Raw genomic sequence first — 18,715 nt, forward strand, 5'->3', positions numbered from 1 at the left:
CATTGATGGCTGACAAAAGTGCCCGCCTGGCCTTCATTTTGAGCCTGACCGATAAGGTCACCGCCCCTATGGGCAAGGTAAAAATGGGCTTTTCTGATCTGGCTGAACAGAGCGAAAAGCACATTAAGACCATGGGGTTCGGCCTGGCGGGCATTACGGGCGCGTATGTCGGTATCACTCAATCAATGGAGCCGGCGCTGGAGATGAACCGCGCCCTGGGCGAAGTCCGATCGCTGAACGTGGCCGAAGACGCGCTGAATGCACTGAATCGCAAGTCCCTGGAGTTTTCCGTGGCCTACGGCGAGAACGCTAAGGACTTTGTTGCCTCGGCGTATCACATCGAGGGCGCTATTAAGGGGCTCGCGGGCAGTCAGCTGGCCACCTTCACCAATGCCAGCAACCTGTTGGCCAAGGCCACCAAGTCCGACGCCAGCACCATGGGCACCTACGTTGGCACCATGTACAACCTATTCAAGGGCCAGGCTGACGCCATGGGCAAAGGTCAGTGGGTCGAAACCCTGACAGGCCAAACTGCCACGGCTGTGCAGCTGTTTCGCACCAGTGGCGAGCAAATTGGCGAAGCCTTCAAAGCTGCCGGTGGCTTGGCCAGCACCGCCGGTGTGAGCCTGGCCGAACAAATGGCCGTACTGGGCGCCCTTGGCAACACCATGGACGGCGGGGAGGCCGGTGGTCTCTACAAGTCGTTCTTTGAGAACGTCAGCGGTGCATCGGAAAAGCTGGGCATGTCCTTTGTGGACCAAAAGGGCAAGTTACTGCCGATCATGGATGTCCTGGACAAGTTCAAAGGCAAGTTCGGGGATCTGACAATCGAGGCCAATGGCAAGAAGCTGCGCGACGCCTTTGGCGGCGAAGCGGCGCGGTTGATCACCACTTTGATGGGCGACACCGAGCGGTTGAAGAACGGTATGGAACAGCTGGGCAATGTGCGCGGCCTGGAAAATGCCGAGCGTATGGCCAAAAACATGGTGGATCCGTGGCAGCAGTTCAGCGCCGCCGTGCAGGCCCTGCGTATTGCCTTTGGCCAGTCGTTGATTCCCATCCTGACACCGTTGATGGATCGCCTGGTGGGTATTGCCGGCACGCTGACCCGCTGGACTCAGTTGTTCCCGAACATCACCCGCTTGATGGGGATTGTCACGCTATCGTTCTTGGCGATCACGGCCGCTATGTCGTTGCTCACTCTCACGGTGGGCCTGTCGAAAATGGCGTGGCTCGGTGCCGTTGTCGTGTGGAACGCGCTCACCTGGTCGGGTTATCGCAGTATCGCCATGTTCCTCTACCACACCGTGATGGTGGTCGGGTTTGTGGCCGGCCTGGTGCTGATGGTCGCTTGGATGGGGCTGGTCAAAGGCGCGATGTTGCTGTGGCAGGGCGCGATCTGGCTGGTTAACACCGCATTGTTGGCCAACCCGGTGACTTGGATCGTGGTCGGCATTGTTGCCCTGGTTGCCGCCGTGGCGGCTGCGATCATCTACTGGGACGAATGGACCAGCGCACTACTCAACAGCGAGGCGTTCCAGTGGGTCAGCGGGCAACTGACCGCGTTGTCTGACTGGTTCGGTTCGATGGGCGGCTGGTCGGGAATGGCCAGCGCCGCGTGGGACGGCATCGTCAGCATCTTTAAATCGGCCATCAATGGCTTGATCGAAATGCTGAACAAGATCCCCGGTGTGAACATTGAGGCGGCGTTTGGTGACATGCCGGTAACGCCGGAATTGCCGACCATCAGTGCGCCTCAGGTCGAGGCGCCGTTGCTGCCGCAGTTGGTGAGCGCTCCCCAGCAACCCATCCAGGCGCCGCCCCTCGTCATGGCTGCTACGCCGAAAGCACCGGCGCCGGCCATGCCAACCCTCAACGCACTGCAACCGCAAGCCCAAGCCCAAGCCCCCGCCCTGGTGCTCGCACCGGTGCCGAAAGCCCCCGCGCCGATCGCCCAGCCGGTGAGCGCTCCCGAAGTCCCACGCACGGTGCCAGCACTGGTGGCCGTGCCGGCATTGAAAACGCCGTCGCCGATCGGGCCGCAGCTCAACGTCCCGCAGCCTTTACAGCCGCCGGCCCTGGTAACGGCGTCGAAGCCGACCGAGCAGGCCGAACAAAGCCAGCAGCGTATCAATAGCGCGGTTACCAACCTTTCACCCAAACGGCCGGACGCTGTGCCCAGGGGCGGTTTCCTAGCCAGCATCCAAAACAACAACCAAACCCAAAACAAGGGCACGCATGTGGAGAACGTCAACATTCACACCGGTAAACCGATGAACCCGCTGGAGCTGGAAGGCATGTTGGCCATGGCGGTGGGCGGATGAGCGAATACATCGATCTCCTGATCATGGACAACGACCTGGTGCTGGACCCTTCGCGTCAGCCGCTGCTGATCGAGGACCGGGCCAGCATCGCCCAGGACATCGCGCACATGATCCGCGAGAGCGGTTTGCTGGTCACGTTGGTGGCCGAGCGCAGCCGCCTGCGTCAGCGCGACTGCATCCAGCAATTAGAGCTGCTGGTAGAGGCCGACGAGCGCCTGGTACCGGGCACGGCACTGATTAAACAAGTGGTGTCTGGACAGTACCTGGTCACGGCGAAAACGCTGAAATTTGGCGATATCGAGGTGACTCTGTGAGCGACGTAGATTTCAAACAGGCCCTGGTTGACGGCGGAATTCCGATCACCGAGGAAGGCTTGCGCCAGGCATGGGAAAAGGAAGTTGCGGCCCAGGGCAGCAAGATGAGCAACACCAGCGCCTATTCGCCCTTTTGGCGGGTGATTACCGCCCTGGTGACCAAGCCGGTGCTGTGGCTGATCAACTTTGTCAGCGGCACGATCCTGCCCAACTTCTTTGTGAAAACCGCCGTTGGCAAATGGCTGGACATGCTGGCCTGGGCGGTCAACGTCGAGCGTAAAGGCGCGACCAAGGCCAAAGGCGTGCTGCTGTTTACCCGTGATGTACCGGGCGGTGCTTTGGAATTGCCCGCCGGCGTTGTGGTGCAGTCCGCGGCGATCAATGGGCATGTCTATCAGTTGATCAGCACCCAGGCCGTCACCTTTGCGGACGGCGTGCTGCAGCTGGAAGTCCCGGTGGAAGCCCAAGAAGTTGGCAGCGGCTACAACCTGGCCCCGGGTTACTACGCGATCCTCCCCGTGCCCATTGCCGGCATCGTTCAAGTGGTCAACGCGGACGGCTGGTTGATTGCACCAGGTGCAGATCCTGAGCCGGACGATCAGCTGCGTTTGCGTACGCGTAACCAATTCTCGGCGGTCAACCAGTGGCACACCGACTCGGTATACCGCGCCATGATTTCCGCCTTCCCAGGTGTTCGGCCGGACGGCGTGTATTTCCTGCATGGGGCCCCACGTGGTCCGGGCAGCGCCAATGCCTATGTGCTGTTTGATGCTGACGTGCCGGCCGCGACGTACCTGGAGCAAATCAACGCGCATATTCGCGACCAGGGCAATCATGGCCACGGTGATGACCTGCTGGTGATGGTCATGCCAGAAACCCAGCACGTGCTGAGCCTGACCCTGTGGCCACGGCCACTGCTGACGGTTGAGCAGCGCACCAAGCTGCAGGCGGAAGTGGAACAGTTCATTCGTGCAGCGTTCCGCGAGAGCGGCACCGGCGATTATCAGCCGACGCTGACCTATCCCCAATCGCGGTTCTCGTTTAGCCGCCTGGGCGAAGAGCTACACCAGCAGTTCCCCGGCATTGAGTCGCTGCATTTTGACAATGCCGACATCGTGTCAGAGCTGAGCATTCCCAGGATCAGAAGCCTGCAGGTGGTGCCGGCATGATCAAGCTCAATTTGCCTTTCTGGCTCGATGGCCCGCAGTTGGCCAAGTTGAAAGCGGCCGCGCAGTCCTGGTGGGAAAAGGTCGAAGGCTGGCTGCAATGGCCGCTGCTGCAGATGGATGCAGACACCTGCCACTTGACCGTCCTGGACCTGCTGGCTTGGCAGCGCGATATCAGTCGCTTCAAGGATGAGCCGGAAAGCCTGTACCGCCTGCGCGTCAAGTTCGCCTTCATCAATGCGGTCGACGCCGGCAGCACGGCTGGGCTCAAACGCATCTTGCAGCGCCTCGGCGTGGGCTATGTCGAGATTGACGAGCGTATGCCCGATCGGGACTGGGACGTAGTGATGTTGCGCCTTTCCGACTCCCAGCTATCGCAGAACCCGGAGCTGTTGCGCGTGCTGATTCAGCAATACGGCCGCACCTGCCGGCGCTATGACTTCGTGACCCTCACCCCTGTATCGCTGCGCCTCTTCGCGGCTGACTTTAACGACGATCAGCAAACGCTGATTGCCAGCCTGTAGGAGCCTCTTGTGGGAGCCAGTATTACCCTTGCAGGTGAAAGCCTGATCGCCCAAAAACTGGGTGCGCAACAGCGCCTCGATGTCGTGCGCTTTATCTTTGCCAACGTGCCCGGGCTGAACCCGAACAGCCCGGTCAATCGTGCCGCGCCGAAGCCACCGGCGGCGCAGATCGTCCACACCTACACGATCCCAGCGCAGAACATCGGCTTCGTGAACCCCAACCAGGTGGTGTACAGCTCAATGCTGGGCAGCGATATCGGGGACTTCGACTGGAACTGGATCGGCCTGGAAACGGCCGAGAATGTTCTGTTGGCCGTGGCCTATGTCCCGCTGCAACAGAAGCGCAAGAACATCCCACCGCAGCAGATCGGCAACAACGTGACCCGTAACATCCTGGTGATGTTCGACGGTGCCCAGGCACTGACCGGCATCACGATTGATGCCAGCACCTGGCAGCACGACTTCACCGTGCGGTTAAAGGGGATCGACGAGCGCGAGCGCCTTAGCAACCGCGACGTGTTTGGTCGAGCGTGTTTCTACCGCAGTGGTCTGCAGGTGGAGAAGATCGCGGCCGGATACCAGCTCAAACCTGGCCTGGCGTACATCGAAGGTATCCGCGTCGAGCTGGCCGGCGCCTTGCTAATCGCACCGCCGAAAATCCCAACCCAAGTGTGGTTGCACGTCTCACTCCGTCGTGAGCTGAACGATGTTCTGGCCAGCTGGAAAGTGGTGTTTGATCCCGATCAGCTTGATTTTGTCAGCGCTGACGGCGTGTGGGTTTACTGCATCCCGCTGGCACAGCTTGCGGGCTCGGGCGCCGTGACGGACCTTCGTACGGTCGCACCGATCGACGGCCCTCTGATTGACCACTTCGCAGCCAAGGTAGGGTATTACGCTGAGCTGCGTGCAGGATCTGCAGACAAACTCAGTACGGCTCGTAAGATCAACGGTGTGGCGTTCGATGGTTCCAAAGATGTGACTGTCGAAGACCCCACTAAACTGTCGACGGCGGGCGGCAAGATGACCGGTGGCATTCGCGCTGACTTCCCTGCCATGGGTGGAGGTTTCGTCGATTGGCAAGCACGCACGCCGGCGTTGCAGGTTGACTGCCCTGTCAACCAATACGCCTATTCGATTTGGAAGGGGACCAATTGGGGGGCCCGTCACCTGGCGGCGATGGATGTCTATTCGGGTGGCGATGACACCTCTCTCCCTTCGGTAGTTCTACACGTCTATCCAATCAACAACGCTTTTACATTTGAGGGCAGCGGTGATCTATCGATTGTCGGAAGTTATAAGGGTATCGGATCCAAGCTCACTAGCCTGAACGCTAGCGAGTTGGCGATGGGGAGTGTTCCTCGCGGACGGTTAGCGGGAATTTATGACATCGGCGTCACCGGTAACGCTTCAACAGCAACTCAGTTAAAAACCGCTCGGTCCATCAACAACGTGTTGTTTGATGGCTCCAAAGATATTTCGATCACCGATGACGCCAAGTTGCCGCTAACCGGCGGCACACTGAGTGGCTCACTTTATGCCGACTTCCCCGGTATGGCCGGCTCTTTTGTCGCTTGGAAGGAGCGAAGTGCGGCGTTGCAAATCACCTGCCCGGTTAATACTTCGGCGTATCAAGTCTGGCGCGGTAGTTGCTGGGGTGAACGCCACCTGGCTGCTATGGAAGTGTACGCGGGTGGTTCCTCCACATCCCAACCCACTGTAGTGATGCACGTAGGATCGGCTAATAACGCGTTCACCTTCGACGGATCTGGTTCTCTCACGATCAAGGGATCGTACATCGGCGATGGTGGATCGTTGGGCGGCTTAAACGCCGGCGCGCTTGCCCTTGGTACCGTCCCCGCAGCGCGCCTATCAGGCACCTACAACATTGCAGTGTCGGGCAATGCTGGTAGCGCTTCCAAGCTGGCGATACCGCGGCTGATCAATGGCGTGGAGTTCGATGGTACCCAGAACATCGCAATCGGGGATGGTTCTAAATTGCCGCTTGCCGGCGGCACGCTGACGGGCCCTGCAAGGTTCGACTTTCCGCAACTGGGCGGTGGCTTTGTTGATTGGCGTAGCCGGTGGCCAGCTATGCAGGTGGATTGCCCACAGAACAACTTTGCTTACTTGGTTTGGCGAGCTACCAAGTGGAGCGAACGGCATTTGGCATCGATGGAAGCCTACGCCGGCGGAGGCTCAAGCACACCTGCCCAGGTAGTGACTCATGTAGGGGGAACCAACAACGCCATGACGCTAACGGAGGGAGGCAACCTTTCGGTAGCAGGTACTTACTTCGGAAGTGCCGCAGGTCTGACAAACCTGCCCCAGGCGACACCTGATGTGCCAGGTGCCGTTCTGAAAAACACTGCGTCTTTGGGGCCGAACGGCTGGTGGAAATGTGCGCAGACGGGCGTTATCAAGCAGTGGGGCATCACTATAGGCGCCTCGGATAGCGTGACCCACCGCAGTTTCCCCATAGCGTTCCCAAACCGTTGCACGTCTTTGGTCGCATCCAGGACCAGTCTCTTTTATTCCGATACCTCGACCGGTACCAACACCTTGATCGTCAGCAACTCTCAGTTTTCGGTGATATCCGGTCCTTTCAATTCGCCCGATGACATTTACTGGGAGGCCACTGGCTACTGATCATGAGCATCTATTTTCACGCTGCAACAGCTGGTTTTTACGACACTCGCGCCCACGGGGAGCGCACCGTTGTTATCGCTGATCCGAAGTGGAAACACCCCATGATCAGCGTACCTGACCCGGACTGGATGGCGCCCGAAGGCTCAACGGCTAAAGCCCCGATGATCAAGGCCAAAGACCCAAAAGCCAAACCGCCCCTGGTAGACGTGCCGAATCCTGACTGCAACCTTCCGCCCGCTGGCCAGTTGCTGGAGATCACCCAGGCGGAATATCAGGCACTGTTCGCCGCCCAGGCACAGGGTAAGGTCATTCAGGCCGTCGAAGGCCGGCCCGTGGCTCTGGACCCGCCACCTCTGACCTGGGAGCAGGTCAGAGCGGGACACGTAACCAGCGTACAGCTGTTCCTGGACCAAACAGCCAATAAGGCCGGTTACTCCGATCTAAAGGACGCGATCAGCTACGCAGATGAACCTGCAGTGCCAAAATTCCAGGCTGACGGGGTAGCGTTCCGTACCTGGCGCTCGTTGTGCTGGGCCTATTGCTACGACCAGTTGACGGCGATCGAGCAGGGCAAGCGCAAAACACCGAGCAACTCTGATCTGGTGGCCGAACTGCCTGTTCTGGTGCTCCCGAATGCCTGACATGACCTGGTCACCGGTGACAATGCGTTGGCCTGCCCAAGCCACCGAATGGATGGGGCAACTGTCAGCGGCCCAAGGAATGGCCAGCGGCGAGCTGGCCGGCACCGCGAAACGCCTGGCAGACCTCAATGGCAAAACCACCACCAGTCCCGGGCCCGTGGGTGACGCTGCCCAGGGAGTGATCGCTGCAGGCCGTGCAGCAATCACTGATCAGATGGGAGAAGCCCCGGCGTGCTTGGTAGTGACGCCGTTTCAAAGTGGCATCGGCCAGGGACGTGGCTACCAACGCTTCCTGTCTGCACCGAACTTGCTGCAGCAGCTGGCCGGCAAACTGGTGGACGTGAGCGACACCGGCCGGCCAGTCGGTCCCCAGTTCGCGCTGTGCCTGATGTTCCTGTCCACGCGCTTTGATCAGTTGGCCGCGAGCCTGGCACGGTTCAATGCCTTGTTGCCCATGCCCGACCTGGTGCGAGCCGAACGGCGCGCGCGGCACCTGTCCAAGCTGGAGACAGAAAAATGGGAGATCCCCGCCGCCGGCACCTTGCCGCGTTGGCAGTCGCTGCCCCTGGAGCGCTGCACGGTGGTCAAGGCGGCGCAGCAATCCATGGCCGGCCAACTCGCCGTCCTGGAGAGCTACGCCGCCTACAGCTCGCCCATGGCTGACCTTGCCGCCCTGGCTACCCGCAAAGCAGCTCAACAACAGGGCCGTGATCAGCAACTGGCCGACCTCAAAGCCCTGCTGGCTGATGGCAACCCCGATAGCAGCATGCGCGCCCGTTTGATCGGCCCTGGTAATGCCACGGAGCTATGCAAGGCGTTGTTGGCCGGCGATCCCCCGGGGCATGAATGGGTGCTGTGCGCCGGCGCGCTGCTGGTGGGATCTGAGCAGGGATTGAGCTTTGTTCGCGAGCTGGTGGGCCTATGACGCTGTTACTGGATGGGCAAGAGGTACGTGGGAAAAACCTCAAGGTCACCGGCAATCTGCGCATTGAGAGCGACGACTTGTCAGGCCAGACCAGCAACACCGACAAGGGGCACAAGGGCTTTAAGCCGAAGACCCTGACCGTCAGCCTGATGATTCCTTTCGTTGACCAGGTGCAACTGCGCGACCTGATGCGCCTGGTGGAAGCCACCGAAGGCGGTGGCCAGCTCAAAACTTACCGAATCGTCAATGACACCGCCGCCGCGTTCGGCATGCGCCAGGTGACGTTCACCGAAGGCGTCAGCGCCCGGGAAGACGACAATCTGCGCGGCTGGCTGATCCAGTTCACCCTGACTGAAAAACTGTCGAACCCTGAGAAAGTCGAGGGCCGGCGATCGGGCAACGCGGTCACCGCGCAGTCGGGCCCAGGCGGCGCGGTCGGTGCGGTCGGCGGCGCCGGCAGCGACTCACCTGGTGCGCCCGAAGAGCTGACCGGTTTTGAAGCGACCTTGAAAAAGGTCGACACCTGGCTGGGCGGGAGTGACAAGCAATGAAGCTGCACAAGGAATTGGCCATCAACGGCCAGCCCTACGTCCTGGTCAAAAACGAAGTACGGCTGGATGCGAAAAGTCCAGGCAGGGCGACGTTCACTATTCAGGCCACAAAGCCGGTCAAGGGTTTGGTCACGCTCGATATCGGCTACAACGGCAACACGTTGCAGCGCCACTTCATTGGCTTCGTCGAGCGCTCCACCACAGCCGGCAGCACCCAACAGGTGCTGTTCTGCCGCGAGCTGGCCGCGATTCTGGCCAATCCGTTACCGCTGAACCTGCGCCACGTCGACTTGCGTGCCGTCCTGGTCGAGATCAGTCAGCACACCGGGTTGCGCTTTCGTGTCCCGGACCAGTCCTACGCCGGCGTTAAGGCGCCGTTCTTCTACAGCCTGGCCGCTGGCTACCAAGCCATGGACAGCCTGGCCCGGGTTTTCAACATTCCCGACTTCATCTGGCAGCAGCAGGGGGACGGGGAAGTGTTCGTGGGCAGTTGGGCCGACAGCTTTTTTGGCGTTCGCTCGCCGCTGCAACTGCCGGTGGAGCTGTTCGACGATTACCAGGGCAACCAAAGCGCAATGATTGCAGCCCTTCCCGGGTTGCGACCAGGTGCAACAATCAACCACGGGGAGCGCATCACCAGTGTGGCGCTCATCGACAACCAGATGGCCATCCGATGGACGACGCAATCCGCCGCAGCGTAGAACGGCAATTCCCTGAACTCACCGGCGGTTATCACCTGCCACGCTTTGCCCGCGTTGTCGCCGTGGCCGACGCTCCGGCCGGCGCCGGGATCTGTGACGACTTTCGGCCGCGCTATGCGGTCGACATTGAGGTCATGGGGCCGGACGGCGAGTCAGATCCCAAGCTACCGATTCTTGCCGGTGTGCCATTGCCGCTTCCAACTGGCGGCGAGGAAATGGGCATCTATGCCTTTCCCGAAGAAGGCACCCAAGTTGTGGTGTGCTTTGCCTACGGTTTGCCGCACAAGCCCTATATCCAAAGCATCCTGCCCCACGGCCTGAGCATGCCCAGTGTGCCGAAGGGTGACCAGGTGTGGCAGCACAGCGAAGCCTGTCAGCAGCGTGTAGACGCCGATGGCAATTGGCTGCGCCAGACTGACGGCAAAATACGGGACAAGGCGATCGAACGGGAAGTGGAGGCGATGGGGAACAGGGAGACGTTCCAGAATCACACCAGGAAGGTGGATGACCATTCAAAGGAGTCGGTGGGCGGGATCAAGACGATCGAGGCCCTGGGCGCGCTCAAGTTGCTGTCGGGCGGATCTGCCAGCCTGGCGGCGGTGGACGATCTGCACCAGGCGACTGGGCGGGACTTAAACCTGGTGGTGGGGCAGAGGCTCAATGCCACGGTGGGTGGCGATATGGGGGAAAGGATTCAGGGACTGCGTGAGAGTGTGGCGGAGGTCAGCCAGCGACTAGTCTCTCCCAAAACCTGGTTGGGTTCTGAGGGAGTCAACGTTTTGCAGGTGCTCTGCGACTTATTGGAGTTGGTGCAAGAGATGAATACTCAGTTGGCTTCGCATGCTCATGAGCATAATTCACCACCCAAAAATGCGGCGGCATTCACATATGCTTCAGTGTTGGCCGCAGAATTAGGTGGGGAAGTTAAAATTATCATGCTCTGATTTTATTGATTAAAAAGATTTAGGAGAGTTCGATTTAGTGCCTGTGCGCGATATTAGTTCAGAGGTGCTTAAAATTCTTACGCCTGGGGTTTTAGCTAAGGTTGGTAAACCGTCTCTGAAAAATAAATTGATATTTTCATATCCGGATTTCTCAAAGACTTTTCCTCCTCTAACTAAGTATTTTAAGTGTTGCTGCAGGATGTTTAGTTCGAATCCGAAAAAGCCGCATAAACTTTCATAATATTCGTATGCGTATCTAAAGGCCGATAGGGCTTCATTGGCACTGGAGCCAAGTGTTATGACCTGGAACTCTTCATGTGCTGGGTTGACTGGTTGGAATCTTATTAAATGACTTTTGTCTGTAAGTTCCTTGTAGATCTCCGGCAAACCGAGTTTGCCGGAGATGTTGTAGACGCTGTCGCATAAGTCAAAGCAGTAACAGTTTATCCAATCATCGTTGTATTCCGTTTCAAGTATTTGATGAAAGTATTCTGCTGCAGAGATGAATAAAAAATCAACTTCGGCAAAAAAAGTAGTATTTATTTCTGGTATGCCCTCGGCAGGATTTCCTTCAATGCAGTTGTAATATAGCAGTGGGTGAGGCTTGAATTTACCATTAAGCGCACCGAAATAATCTATGGCGCTATGCCGATTGAAATGATTAAAAAACTCGGTGCGATGGGAGTAAAATGAATCAAGATTGTTTTTGGTTTGTAGATTTTATTTGCTCTGCCACTTGCTGGGTTGAGTGGAAGCTGGCCACTACTACCCCTAATGGTATTGCGGCTGACAGCAATGCCAGAGGTAATGAGCTGATTCTTAAAAAACGTTCGATCCCATCTCCAGATAAGTCAATCTGATGGCCAGTCCAGCATATAATTCCAAAAGAAAAAAATAAGGAAATAGGAATAAGTATGCTCAGCCAGAAAAGCTTTTGGTTTATTAGGCTCTCCCTGGAGTTTAGCGCTGTTAAATCTCTAATGCGGGCTATAATGCTTCCAGTGCTAAATAATAAAATCACTATCATTGGTATGAAAAGGGGTGCGACTATATGTAGAGCTAGATACAGGTAGTTCAATTATTAATCCCTGAGTGAATGATAATTGGTTTGATTTTTTAGCCAGAGAAGAGGTGATTGAGGCTGGGCTCTGGTTTGAGAGGTCCTTCAAATATCCAGCAACGAATTGTCTTTCCTTCAATCGAGCTGCCTTTGGGACCCGTAGAGACGAACTTGGGTTGTTTGCTTGCTTTCATTGCCCGCCGCAGTTCTGCGTCAAAAAGCAAGTCTATACCGTGTTTTTTAAAAAGCGCTTCTAAATGCGGTAGCTTCAAGTAGATCATGCCACTCAACCAAGGAGCATGATTGTACCGCTCGCCCTGTCGATCGAGTATTTCCAGGGCATCCCATAGCGGCTTTAGCGAAGCCTCATGCGACTTATCGCTCTTTCCTATGGTCAGTAGCTCTGGTATCGAGAGCCCTAACAGCCGTGACGTCTGTGCGAGTTGTTCGTGTAGCGCGGCGCGCACGCCGGCGTCGTTGGAACGGTGCAACTCTTTCAACAAGGTCAAACGATGACGTGACAAGGCGATGTGCTGGGCAACGTTTGGTAGAACTGCCCGAATGGCGTTGCCCTTGGACCAGTACTCCCACAAGACGTCATCACACTCCTCCTGATAGCGAACAATTTTGTCACGCAGCTCGGGCGCGACTTTGTTGGGGCTGATCGAGTAAAGCCAGGCTGGGAGTTTACGTAGGGGAAGGCAGGTCATGCCTCGGAGTTTTCCATCTTCTGCAACCGTTTCGATTTCCGATACGGTAGATTCGAATTTCTCCGCAATCTTGCGATGCTGTACCTGCCAAGCCAGGCCCATGCCCTCCACGACCGATTTCATAGCAACAAATGGCTCGGCATCCTTACGAACGATAACCAACGTGTCCTCATAGAAAGGCACCGGCATTAGCTGCGTATCCACATTAGATCCCTCTTCGGCAACCATCACCATAATGGTGATGGTTCTCTGGCAGTTGTAACGGTATCAGGGGCTATTATCCCCATGTGTGAATGAAAAGCTCTAGGCAAAGAAAAAAGTACGGGGAAAAGCACTTATCCCCCTCCCGCCGACGGGCTTCACCTGTGTTTTTTGTGCAAAGGTAAAGGGTGGTGCAATCGCCCATGCAGGCCAGGTCCGCTAAGGGCTCGCCGGTGTGAATAGCATTTTCACGAAATGCAAAGTTTTGCGAAAAAATGCAGTGTGCTCACAAAGCTGTGAGAAACAATCGTATTAGGGGAGTGGAGGCCGCTTCCCCAGATTCATTGATCGGAAAAGAAGAAAATCTACGAATACGTGTATTTTCCGATACGAGATAGATCTATTTCGTTCCCTTTAATGATGGCGCTCGATTTGGACGGAAAGCTACCGTAGGCCCCGAGGCGTAAGGGTTACAGCGAAGTAAGGGCATTTCAAAACCTGTCTCACGCCTATTTGGCTTCTTGACGCTTGAGCCGGGCCAACCCTTGCTTGATATGGCCTGCGTTCTCGCCAATCGTCTCCAAGGCACCACGCACATTTTCACCCGCGTCTACTGAGCCTTGTTCTTCGAAGCGTAGCGTCAGCTCCATCAACGCGGCTTCAAGGGCCAGCTGATTTTCATACATTCTCTCAAGCACATCTGGCAGCGAATATTCCTGTTCCATATGAAGGCTCCAGTCGTAATCCCACAGACTAGATCCCTGCACGAGGATTTGCCCAATCGATGGCTATTTTTGGAACCAGGGCTGGGAAAAAGGTAATTTTGGTTAGGAGTGGTTGTAAATTCGCTGTAGCCCTCGTATTTCGTGGGCTGAGCGCATTACCTGGAGGGGTAATATTTGGTAATGGCAAAGGTAATATTCGGCCAAGTGCCCGGTTTTGCTGGGGATGGAGACGGCTAGAAATTACTTGATAAAAAGGTAATGACCTAACCTATAAATTACCAAATTATTACCTTTCTATATATTCATTAGGCTATTGAAATTAAAGGGTTTTTTCTTATTTTTCTGAGCGTATTACCAATATTACCTTTTTCCCACGCCTCAACATAAATTGGCCCCGATGACGTTTTTGGCCACCTCTAAACCCTCGCGCACTAACTTGGTGCAAAACCCATGGGACTACCATGGGACTAAAAATCCCTTTTTTTTGAAGAGCCGACACCGCTGCAGCCCGCGTAAACCGGGCACTTTGAAAATTTAGAGGGCGTTGCGGGTAGTTTCGAATCTCTCCTTCACCGCCAAATTCGATATAAACAAAACCCCTGGTTTCGAAAGAAACCAGGGGTTTTGTGCTTTCTGGGCTTGAAAATTTCCCGTTCTAGATCATGTACACGGCATGTCCAGCCGACGCCCAATGACATCCAGCAGATCGCAACCATCGCGTAGTGGAATTGAGCAGAGCAGGGCAAAGTCACTGAGCACGACGGCATCACTGCCTATTTCACTGCGTAGTGCGAGATTCTCAAGGACCTGGGTCACGGCGCGAAGTCGATAGGTCGCGGCGTCTAGCAGTATTTCCAGAGGAGCAGTTGTATCTACAAAAAGGGCGGGGGCAGCACTGTCGTTGCTGGTAAGAGCCATGTATTGGTTCATGAGTGGAACTCCGGTTGTCAGAGGATAGCAACCACTCATTTGTCGCCAAACAAAAGGGTGGCAGCTGTACGCAGGTTGGCGAACCGGGACAATCGGAAAAACCGGCAGACCCGAAGGTCTCCCACGCACAGCTACCGTTGAGCAGCTTATTGCGCACAGATGCATCCCGCAAACACGCCGGGACGTTTCTGTCGATTTATCGTCGAGTCGCCAAACCCGATCGCCATGTGGGCGACCGAGCGACTATAGGCTTGGCGATTTTGAAGTGGGAGGCTGATGTTTCTGAGCGGAGTGTAGGACTCTGCCTTGATTACTGAACAGGTAGTCAGGCGTGTCGGTGTTGAAGGTGATGAACTGGGCAGGGTTTGAAATTGCATTTGTGCTAGGGAAGTATTTTCTCTAGCATCCAGTTCATGGCTACCCTTCACGCTGAGCGAAACTGGAAAATAAAAATCTATCCCGACGACCACGCGCCGCCGCACTTTCACGTGCAGACGCCGGATGGCGAGTCCCTGGTTCAGATAGAAGGACTGGTGGTGCTCGGTACAGGCGCCGAGACAAAGGCATTGAAAGCAGCCCTGCTTTGGGCGAAAGCTCATATTGCTGATCTTGAGCGCGTATGGGATGAACAAAACCGGAGGAACTGACTTATGACCAGCAAGCTTCGCATCTCTGCTGTGCAACCAGTTGCCGGCAAGCATGCCCTTGAGATTGAGTGGAGTAACGGCAAGCGGCATACCGTTGATCTAGCCGATCATATAAATACCTTTCCCATCTTGAAGCCTCTTCTGGATTTGGCGCTATTTGGCCAGGTGGAAGTCGGTGAGTGGGGATTTGATGTGACGTGGGGTGACGACCTGGAACTGTCTGCCGTGACGCTTCACCGCTTGGCCTTGGAGCAGTCCGGTGAGGTAATGCTGACGCGGGATTTCAGGCGGTGGATGCTCAGTAACAACCTGTCCCTTTCCGCTGCGGCGGTAGAGCTTGGCTTCTCTCGCCGGACAATCACTGCGTATAGCAGTGGCGCGGCTTTGATTCCCAAACATGTAGGTTTGGCGTGCAAAGGCTGGGAGTACGAGCGTAAAGCTCACAACGGCGACCACGCTTGAACGAAGGCTGTTTTCAGGGCGGCGCTGAACGGCCTTGATACATTCCCTGAATACGCCACTCCTCAATGCCTATGCCGATGATGCACGTCCGGAAAATGCGCATGGCTATGCTTCATCGCACTGTGCACATGCACGTGGCTATGCGGCACCGCCGGGTCCCATTCAAAGTCATGCTCATGCTGGTGATGCTCATCATGCACGTGGCGATGCCCGTGTTCCGTCGCTTCATGCAGATGCTCGTGGGCATGCCGCTCTGTCAGGTGCAGCCACACGCCGATAGCCATCAACGCCGACGCGATCCAGAACGCGACGGTGACCGACTCGTCCATCACCCATAAGGCAACCGCAGCCCCGAGGAAGGGCGCTGTCGAAAAGTAGGCGCCGGTGCGGGCGCTGCCGAGCCCGCGGAGTGCCAGTATGAACAGGACCAAGCTGATGCCATAGCCGAGAAACCCGACCAGCAACACGGGCGCAAGTTGCACGGCGCTCGGGAGCTGCGCGCCGAGATAAAGCGCCAAGCTGCAATTCACCCATCCGGCAATCAAGCCCTTGGCGCCTGCGATAAACAGGGCGTCAGACGCGGATACCTTGCGCGTCAGGTTGTTGTCGATTCCCCAGCACAGGCAGGCCAGCGCAACGGCAAACGGTCCCGTCCAGTCCTGGCTGGTAGCGCCGCCGTCGGACCAGGACAGCACCACGCCGCCCAGCACAATGGCGAGCATACCGAGGACGATACGGCGGTCGGCGTTTTCCCTGAACACCAGCCAGGCGATCACCGCGGTCAGTACCGACTCGAGGTTGAGCATCAATGAAGCCGTGGCCCCGGCGGTGCGGGTGAGGCCGAACATCAGGGCGACGGGCCCGAGGATGCCGCCGAAGACTATGGCGCCGAGCAGCCAGGGCCATTCCGAGGGGGCCAATCCGCTAGGTTTCCAGCCGCGATCACGTATGCAGCGCACACCGGCCAGACCGATACCGCTGCCAAGATAGAGCAGGCCGGCGAGGAGTATGGGCGAGAGGCCAAGGCCCAGGCTTTTGGCAAGTGGGGTGCTGGCGCCGAACAGGGCGGCGGCCGCGAGGGCGTAAAGGATACTGAGGTTCATGGGCCATCCTCGAAGGTATGGCCCATGATACGTCGCGCACGGGCCTGAGCCCTGGCGATTTTGACTATTTCACAATCCTTTATTGCGCAGTTTTCAGCTTGACCACATCACCCGAGATCTTGGTGGTGTAACCGCTGAGCACCCAGGCCCAGAACCAGTTTTCTTGCACTTGGGTGTTGATCAACGCATCGCCACCCTTGGCCTTGATGGCCGCGTCCTGCGCGCGCACGAAACGGCTGTTCTGGCCGATTGGGATCAAGCCGAACAGCATGATGCCGGTGGCGCTGGCTTCACTGTGGCCCAAAACGGTGTATTGGCTGCTGTCGTAATGCGGGGATTTGATCGCGGTACCGGTGCAACCTGCAAGGGTGAAACCCAGAACTGCTGCTGCAACCACTTTACTGACGTACTTCACTGAATAACTCCATGAACTCAAGCCCGGGATCCAATTTCCCGGGGCGCGACACTCTAATCGCTCAGATGGCAGATTGAAATCCGCCAGCCAAAGGTTTCACTTTCATACCCGCACTTACGCCGAGGCTGACAGGCCGGACACCCGCACACCGGGGCGTGCTTGGCGCGTTCCCACGATTGATCGTGTGAAGTCAGATATGCAGCCACGCCAGGCTGCCCAGCACCACCGCCACACCCGCCGCCGCATAGGACATGTGCTTCAACCATTCTCGCCGCGTGAGCAAGGTAATCGCCGCCAACGAAATCGCGATCTGAATCGCCGTCATCGCCTGGGCCCAGCGGTGATGCTGGTGCAGTGCCTCTTCGGATTTCTGATCCCACTCTCGGGAGGTGGCCTCCAGTTTTTCGGCTTGTTTGCGCACGTCTTCCTTCTGGCTTTTGTAGCGCTGCACTTCGTCGTTGTAGTGCGCCGCATCGACGCCGGGGATGTGTGCGGCCAGTTCGGCGAGGTTTTGCCGGCTGGATTTGGCCTGGTAGTAATTCCACTGGTTGGCGGCTTCGGTCTTGATGATGGCGGCGTTGTTCTTGTCCATTGCCGCTTCGCTTTCGGTGGAGCCGGCCTGGTAGCTGAGCATGGCGCCGAGGGTGGCCATCAGGGCGGTCATCACGGCAATGCGGCTGGCGAAATTGTCACCGCGACCGTGGGCATGTTCGGTGGTGTGTTCGATGTGTTTTTCGTGGGGGCTGGGGACTTCGAAGGCTTCGGACATGGGGGCTTCTGCACACGGAATGTGGGAAGCCTGATTCTTTACCAGTGAAGCTGTCTCAAAGCTGTACGTAACGCTGCAAACCGGCCACCAATGCATCAAACATCACCCGACAGCGTGGGCTGTTGCGCAGGTCCTCGTGCATGGTCACCCAGGTGTCCAGTTTGAGCGCGAAAAACTGCGGCAGCACTCGCCGCAGGCGTGGGTCGCGCTTGGCCAGTTGCACTTGGCAGCCTCCGATCCCGGCACCGGCGCGGATCAGTGCCAGTTGTGCCAGGTCGCTGTCGCTGCAGAGGGCGAAGGCGCTGCGTTCGAAGCCCTTGATGGCCAGGCTGCGGATGAAGGCGTTTTCCTGGTCGAAGCCGATCACCGAATGGTTGGCCAAGTCTTGCATGTGCAGGGGCACGCCCCGTTGTTGCAGGTAATCATCACGGGCGTGCAGGCCGACTTCGATCAGGCCCACGCGCCGCGCCAGCAGTTGTTCCTGGCTGGGCCGGACCATGCGCACGGCGATGTCGGCTTCCAGTTGCAGCAGATCGCTGAGGCGGTTGGTCAGCACCAGTTCGACCCGCAGGTGCGGATGCTCGCGGCGTAATTGGGTGATGATCGGTGGCAGCAATTCCACGCCGACGACTTCACTCGCGGAAACCCGCACCACACCGCGCACCTCGTCACCGTGGGCGGAGGCGGCGCGCTCGAGGACGGCGGCGGTGCGTTCCATGGTTTCAGCGTGGGCGCGCAAGGTATGCGCCACCGCCGTCGGCAGCAGCCCTGTCGGTGAACGTGTGAACAGCACCACGTCCAACGCCGTTTCCAGCGCAGCGATATGCCGGCCCACCGTAGGCTGCGTGATGCCGAGCAGCCGCGCGGCCCCCGACAACGATCCTTCCTTGAGTACACCCAGGAACGACCGGTAAAGCTCCCAACCAATATTCGATGCCATGCATAAATGTATAGCGA

19 protein-coding genes are annotated in these 18,715 nt (G+C 57.4%); 12 read left to right on the forward strand and 7 right to left on the reverse strand.

Annotation, left to right across the window (positions count from 1 at the left end):
* Positions 1 to 5: 5 nt before the first annotated feature.
* The 10 genes from DK870_RS20955 (at position 6) to DK870_RS21000 (ending at position 10,736) form a co-directional block, all read left to right on the forward strand.
* Positions 6 to 2,324 (forward strand): phage tail tape measure protein, encoded by a 2,319-nt coding sequence (locus DK870_RS20955; protein WP_161549567.1) that lies wholly within the window; start codon positions 6 to 8, stop codon positions 2,322 to 2,324.
* Positions 2,321 to 2,638 carry a DUF2590 family protein gene (locus DK870_RS20960; protein WP_161549568.1) on the forward strand — a complete coding sequence of 106 codons (318 nt, stop codon included), beginning with the start codon at positions 2,321 to 2,323 and terminating at the stop codon, positions 2,636 to 2,638. Before DK870_RS20955 ends, DK870_RS20960 begins: the two co-directional genes overlap by 4 nt.
* On the forward strand, positions 2,635 to 3,807 hold the full coding sequence (locus DK870_RS20965; protein WP_161549569.1) for a baseplate J/gp47 family protein: 1,173 nt from the start codon (positions 2,635 to 2,637) through the stop codon (positions 3,805 to 3,807). Before DK870_RS20960 ends, DK870_RS20965 begins: the two co-directional genes overlap by 4 nt.
* Positions 3,804 to 4,328 carry a phage tail protein gene (locus DK870_RS20970; RefSeq protein WP_161549570.1) on the forward strand — a complete coding sequence of 175 codons (525 nt, stop codon included), beginning with the start codon at positions 3,804 to 3,806 and terminating at the stop codon, positions 4,326 to 4,328. Before DK870_RS20965 ends, DK870_RS20970 begins: the two co-directional genes overlap by 4 nt.
* 9 nt (positions 4,329 to 4,337) lie before the next feature.
* Positions 4,338 to 6,974 carry a phage tail protein gene (locus tag DK870_RS29855; RefSeq protein ID WP_161549571.1) on the forward strand — a complete coding sequence of 879 codons (2,637 nt, stop codon included), beginning with the start codon at positions 4,338 to 4,340 and terminating at the stop codon, positions 6,972 to 6,974.
* Between the two features lie 101 nt (positions 6,975 to 7,075).
* Positions 7,076 to 7,615, forward strand: a complete 540-nt coding sequence (locus DK870_RS20980; RefSeq protein ID WP_161549572.1) for a hypothetical protein — start codon at positions 7,076 to 7,078, stop codon at positions 7,613 to 7,615.
* Position 7,616: 1 nt separating this feature from the next.
* Complete coding sequence (locus tag DK870_RS20985; protein WP_161549610.1) at positions 7,617 to 8,540, forward strand: hypothetical protein; 924 nt, start codon at positions 7,617 to 7,619, stop codon at positions 8,538 to 8,540.
* A complete protein-coding gene (locus DK870_RS20990) occupies positions 8,537 to 9,091 on the forward strand; it encodes a DNA-binding protein (protein WP_161549573.1) in 555 nt (184 codons plus the stop codon). Before DK870_RS20985 ends, DK870_RS20990 begins: the two co-directional genes overlap by 4 nt.
* Positions 9,088 to 9,792, forward strand: coding sequence for a hypothetical protein (locus tag DK870_RS20995; protein WP_161549574.1), 705 nt, complete (start codon positions 9,088 to 9,090; stop codon positions 9,790 to 9,792). The genes DK870_RS20990 and DK870_RS20995 overlap by 4 nt, the downstream gene beginning before the upstream one ends.
* The gene (locus DK870_RS21000; protein ID WP_161549575.1) at positions 9,765 to 10,736 is read left to right on the forward strand and encodes a DUF2345 domain-containing protein; all 972 of its coding nucleotides are present in this window, start codon (positions 9,765 to 9,767) and stop codon (positions 10,734 to 10,736) included. The genes DK870_RS20995 and DK870_RS21000 overlap by 28 nt, the downstream gene beginning before the upstream one ends.
* A gap of 1,116 nt (positions 10,737 to 11,852) precedes the next feature.
* Here the strand turns inward: DK870_RS21000 and DK870_RS21005 are convergent.
* From DK870_RS21005 to DK870_RS21015, 3 genes are all read right to left on the reverse strand, one after another.
* A complete protein-coding gene (locus DK870_RS21005) occupies positions 11,853 to 12,710 on the reverse strand; it encodes a phage antirepressor N-terminal domain-containing protein (RefSeq protein ID WP_372241688.1) in 858 nt (285 codons plus the stop codon).
* A 506-nt stretch (positions 12,711 to 13,216) separates the two neighbouring features.
* The gene (locus DK870_RS21010) at positions 13,217 to 13,432 is read right to left on the reverse strand and encodes a hypothetical protein (protein ID WP_161549577.1); all 216 of its coding nucleotides are present in this window, start codon (positions 13,430 to 13,432) and stop codon (positions 13,217 to 13,219) included.
* A 660-nt stretch (positions 13,433 to 14,092) separates the two neighbouring features.
* Positions 14,093 to 14,362 carry a short-chain dehydrogenase gene (locus tag DK870_RS21015; RefSeq protein WP_161549578.1) on the reverse strand — a complete coding sequence of 90 codons (270 nt, stop codon included), beginning with the start codon at positions 14,360 to 14,362 and terminating at the stop codon, positions 14,093 to 14,095.
* Positions 14,363 to 14,775: 413 nt separating this feature from the next.
* On the opposite strand from DK870_RS21015, the gene DK870_RS21020 reads away from it, so the two are divergent.
* Positions 14,776 to 15,009, forward strand: a complete 234-nt coding sequence (locus DK870_RS21020) for a DUF4160 domain-containing protein (protein ID WP_161549579.1) — start codon at positions 14,776 to 14,778, stop codon at positions 15,007 to 15,009.
* A 3-nt stretch (positions 15,010 to 15,012) separates the two neighbouring features.
* Entirely contained in the window at positions 15,013 to 15,471 is a 459-nt protein-coding gene (locus tag DK870_RS21025) for a DUF2442 domain-containing protein (protein WP_161549580.1), read from the forward strand.
* 62 nt (positions 15,472 to 15,533) lie between these two features.
* On the opposite strand, the gene DK870_RS21030 is transcribed toward DK870_RS21025, so the two are convergent.
* The 4 genes from DK870_RS21030 to DK870_RS21045 form a co-directional block, all read right to left on the reverse strand.
* Complete coding sequence (locus DK870_RS21030; protein WP_161549581.1) at positions 15,534 to 16,574, reverse strand: DMT family transporter; 1,041 nt, start codon at positions 16,572 to 16,574, stop codon at positions 15,534 to 15,536.
* Positions 16,575 to 16,653: 79 nt separating this feature from the next.
* Positions 16,654 to 16,989, reverse strand: a complete 336-nt coding sequence (locus DK870_RS21035) for a hypothetical protein (protein WP_060756254.1) — start codon at positions 16,987 to 16,989, stop codon at positions 16,654 to 16,656.
* A 190-nt stretch (positions 16,990 to 17,179) separates the two neighbouring features.
* Positions 17,180 to 17,758 (reverse strand): DUF4337 domain-containing protein, encoded by a 579-nt coding sequence (locus DK870_RS21040; RefSeq protein ID WP_161549582.1) that lies wholly within the window; start codon positions 17,756 to 17,758, stop codon positions 17,180 to 17,182.
* 55 nt (positions 17,759 to 17,813) lie between these two features.
* Positions 17,814 to 18,698, reverse strand: coding sequence for a LysR family transcriptional regulator (locus DK870_RS21045; RefSeq protein ID WP_161549583.1), 885 nt, complete (start codon positions 18,696 to 18,698; stop codon positions 17,814 to 17,816).
* Positions 18,699 to 18,715: the final 17 nt, after the last annotated feature.

The sequence above is a fragment of the Pseudomonas sp. Q1 genome (assembly GCF_009935975.1).
GTDB lineage: Bacteria > Pseudomonadota > Gammaproteobacteria > Pseudomonadales > Pseudomonadaceae > Aquipseudomonas > Aquipseudomonas palleroniana.

Coding starts and splice junctions, on each gene's coding strand:
- DK870_RS20955 (WP_161549567.1), top strand. CDS start 6: ATGGCTGACAAAAGTGCCCGCCTGGCCTTCATTTTGAGCCTGACCGAT.
- DK870_RS20960 (WP_161549568.1), top strand. CDS start 2,321: ATGAGCGAATACATCGATCTCCTGATCATGGACAACGACCTGGTGCTG.
- DK870_RS20970 (WP_161549570.1), top strand. CDS start 3,804: ATGATCAAGCTCAATTTGCCTTTCTGGCTCGATGGCCCGCAGTTGGCC.
- DK870_RS20980 (WP_161549572.1), top strand. CDS start 7,076: ATGATCAGCGTACCTGACCCGGACTGGATGGCGCCCGAAGGCTCAACG.
- DK870_RS20985 (WP_161549610.1), top strand. CDS start 7,617: ATGACCTGGTCACCGGTGACAATGCGTTGGCCTGCCCAAGCCACCGAA.
- DK870_RS20990 (WP_161549573.1), top strand. CDS start 8,537: ATGACGCTGTTACTGGATGGGCAAGAGGTACGTGGGAAAAACCTCAAG.
- DK870_RS20995 (WP_161549574.1), top strand. CDS start 9,088: ATGAAGCTGCACAAGGAATTGGCCATCAACGGCCAGCCCTACGTCCTG.
- DK870_RS21000 (WP_161549575.1), top strand. CDS start 9,765: ATGGACGACGCAATCCGCCGCAGCGTAGAACGGCAATTCCCTGAACTC.
- DK870_RS21010 (WP_161549577.1), bottom strand. CDS start 13,432: ATGGAACAGGAATATTCGCTGCCAGATGTGCTTGAGAGAATGTATGAA.
- DK870_RS21015 (WP_161549578.1), bottom strand. CDS start 14,362: ATGAACCAATACATGGCTCTTACCAGCAACGACAGTGCTGCCCCCGCC.
- DK870_RS21020 (WP_161549579.1), top strand. CDS start 14,776: ATGGCTACCCTTCACGCTGAGCGAAACTGGAAAATAAAAATCTATCCC.
- DK870_RS21025 (WP_161549580.1), top strand. CDS start 15,013: ATGACCAGCAAGCTTCGCATCTCTGCTGTGCAACCAGTTGCCGGCAAG.
- DK870_RS21030 (WP_161549581.1), bottom strand. CDS start 16,574: ATGAACCTCAGTATCCTTTACGCCCTCGCGGCCGCCGCCCTGTTCGGC.
- DK870_RS21040 (WP_161549582.1), bottom strand. CDS start 17,758: ATGTCCGAAGCCTTCGAAGTCCCCAGCCCCCACGAAAAACACATCGAA.
- DK870_RS21045 (WP_161549583.1), bottom strand. CDS start 18,698: ATGGCATCGAATATTGGTTGGGAGCTTTACCGGTCGTTCCTGGGTGTA.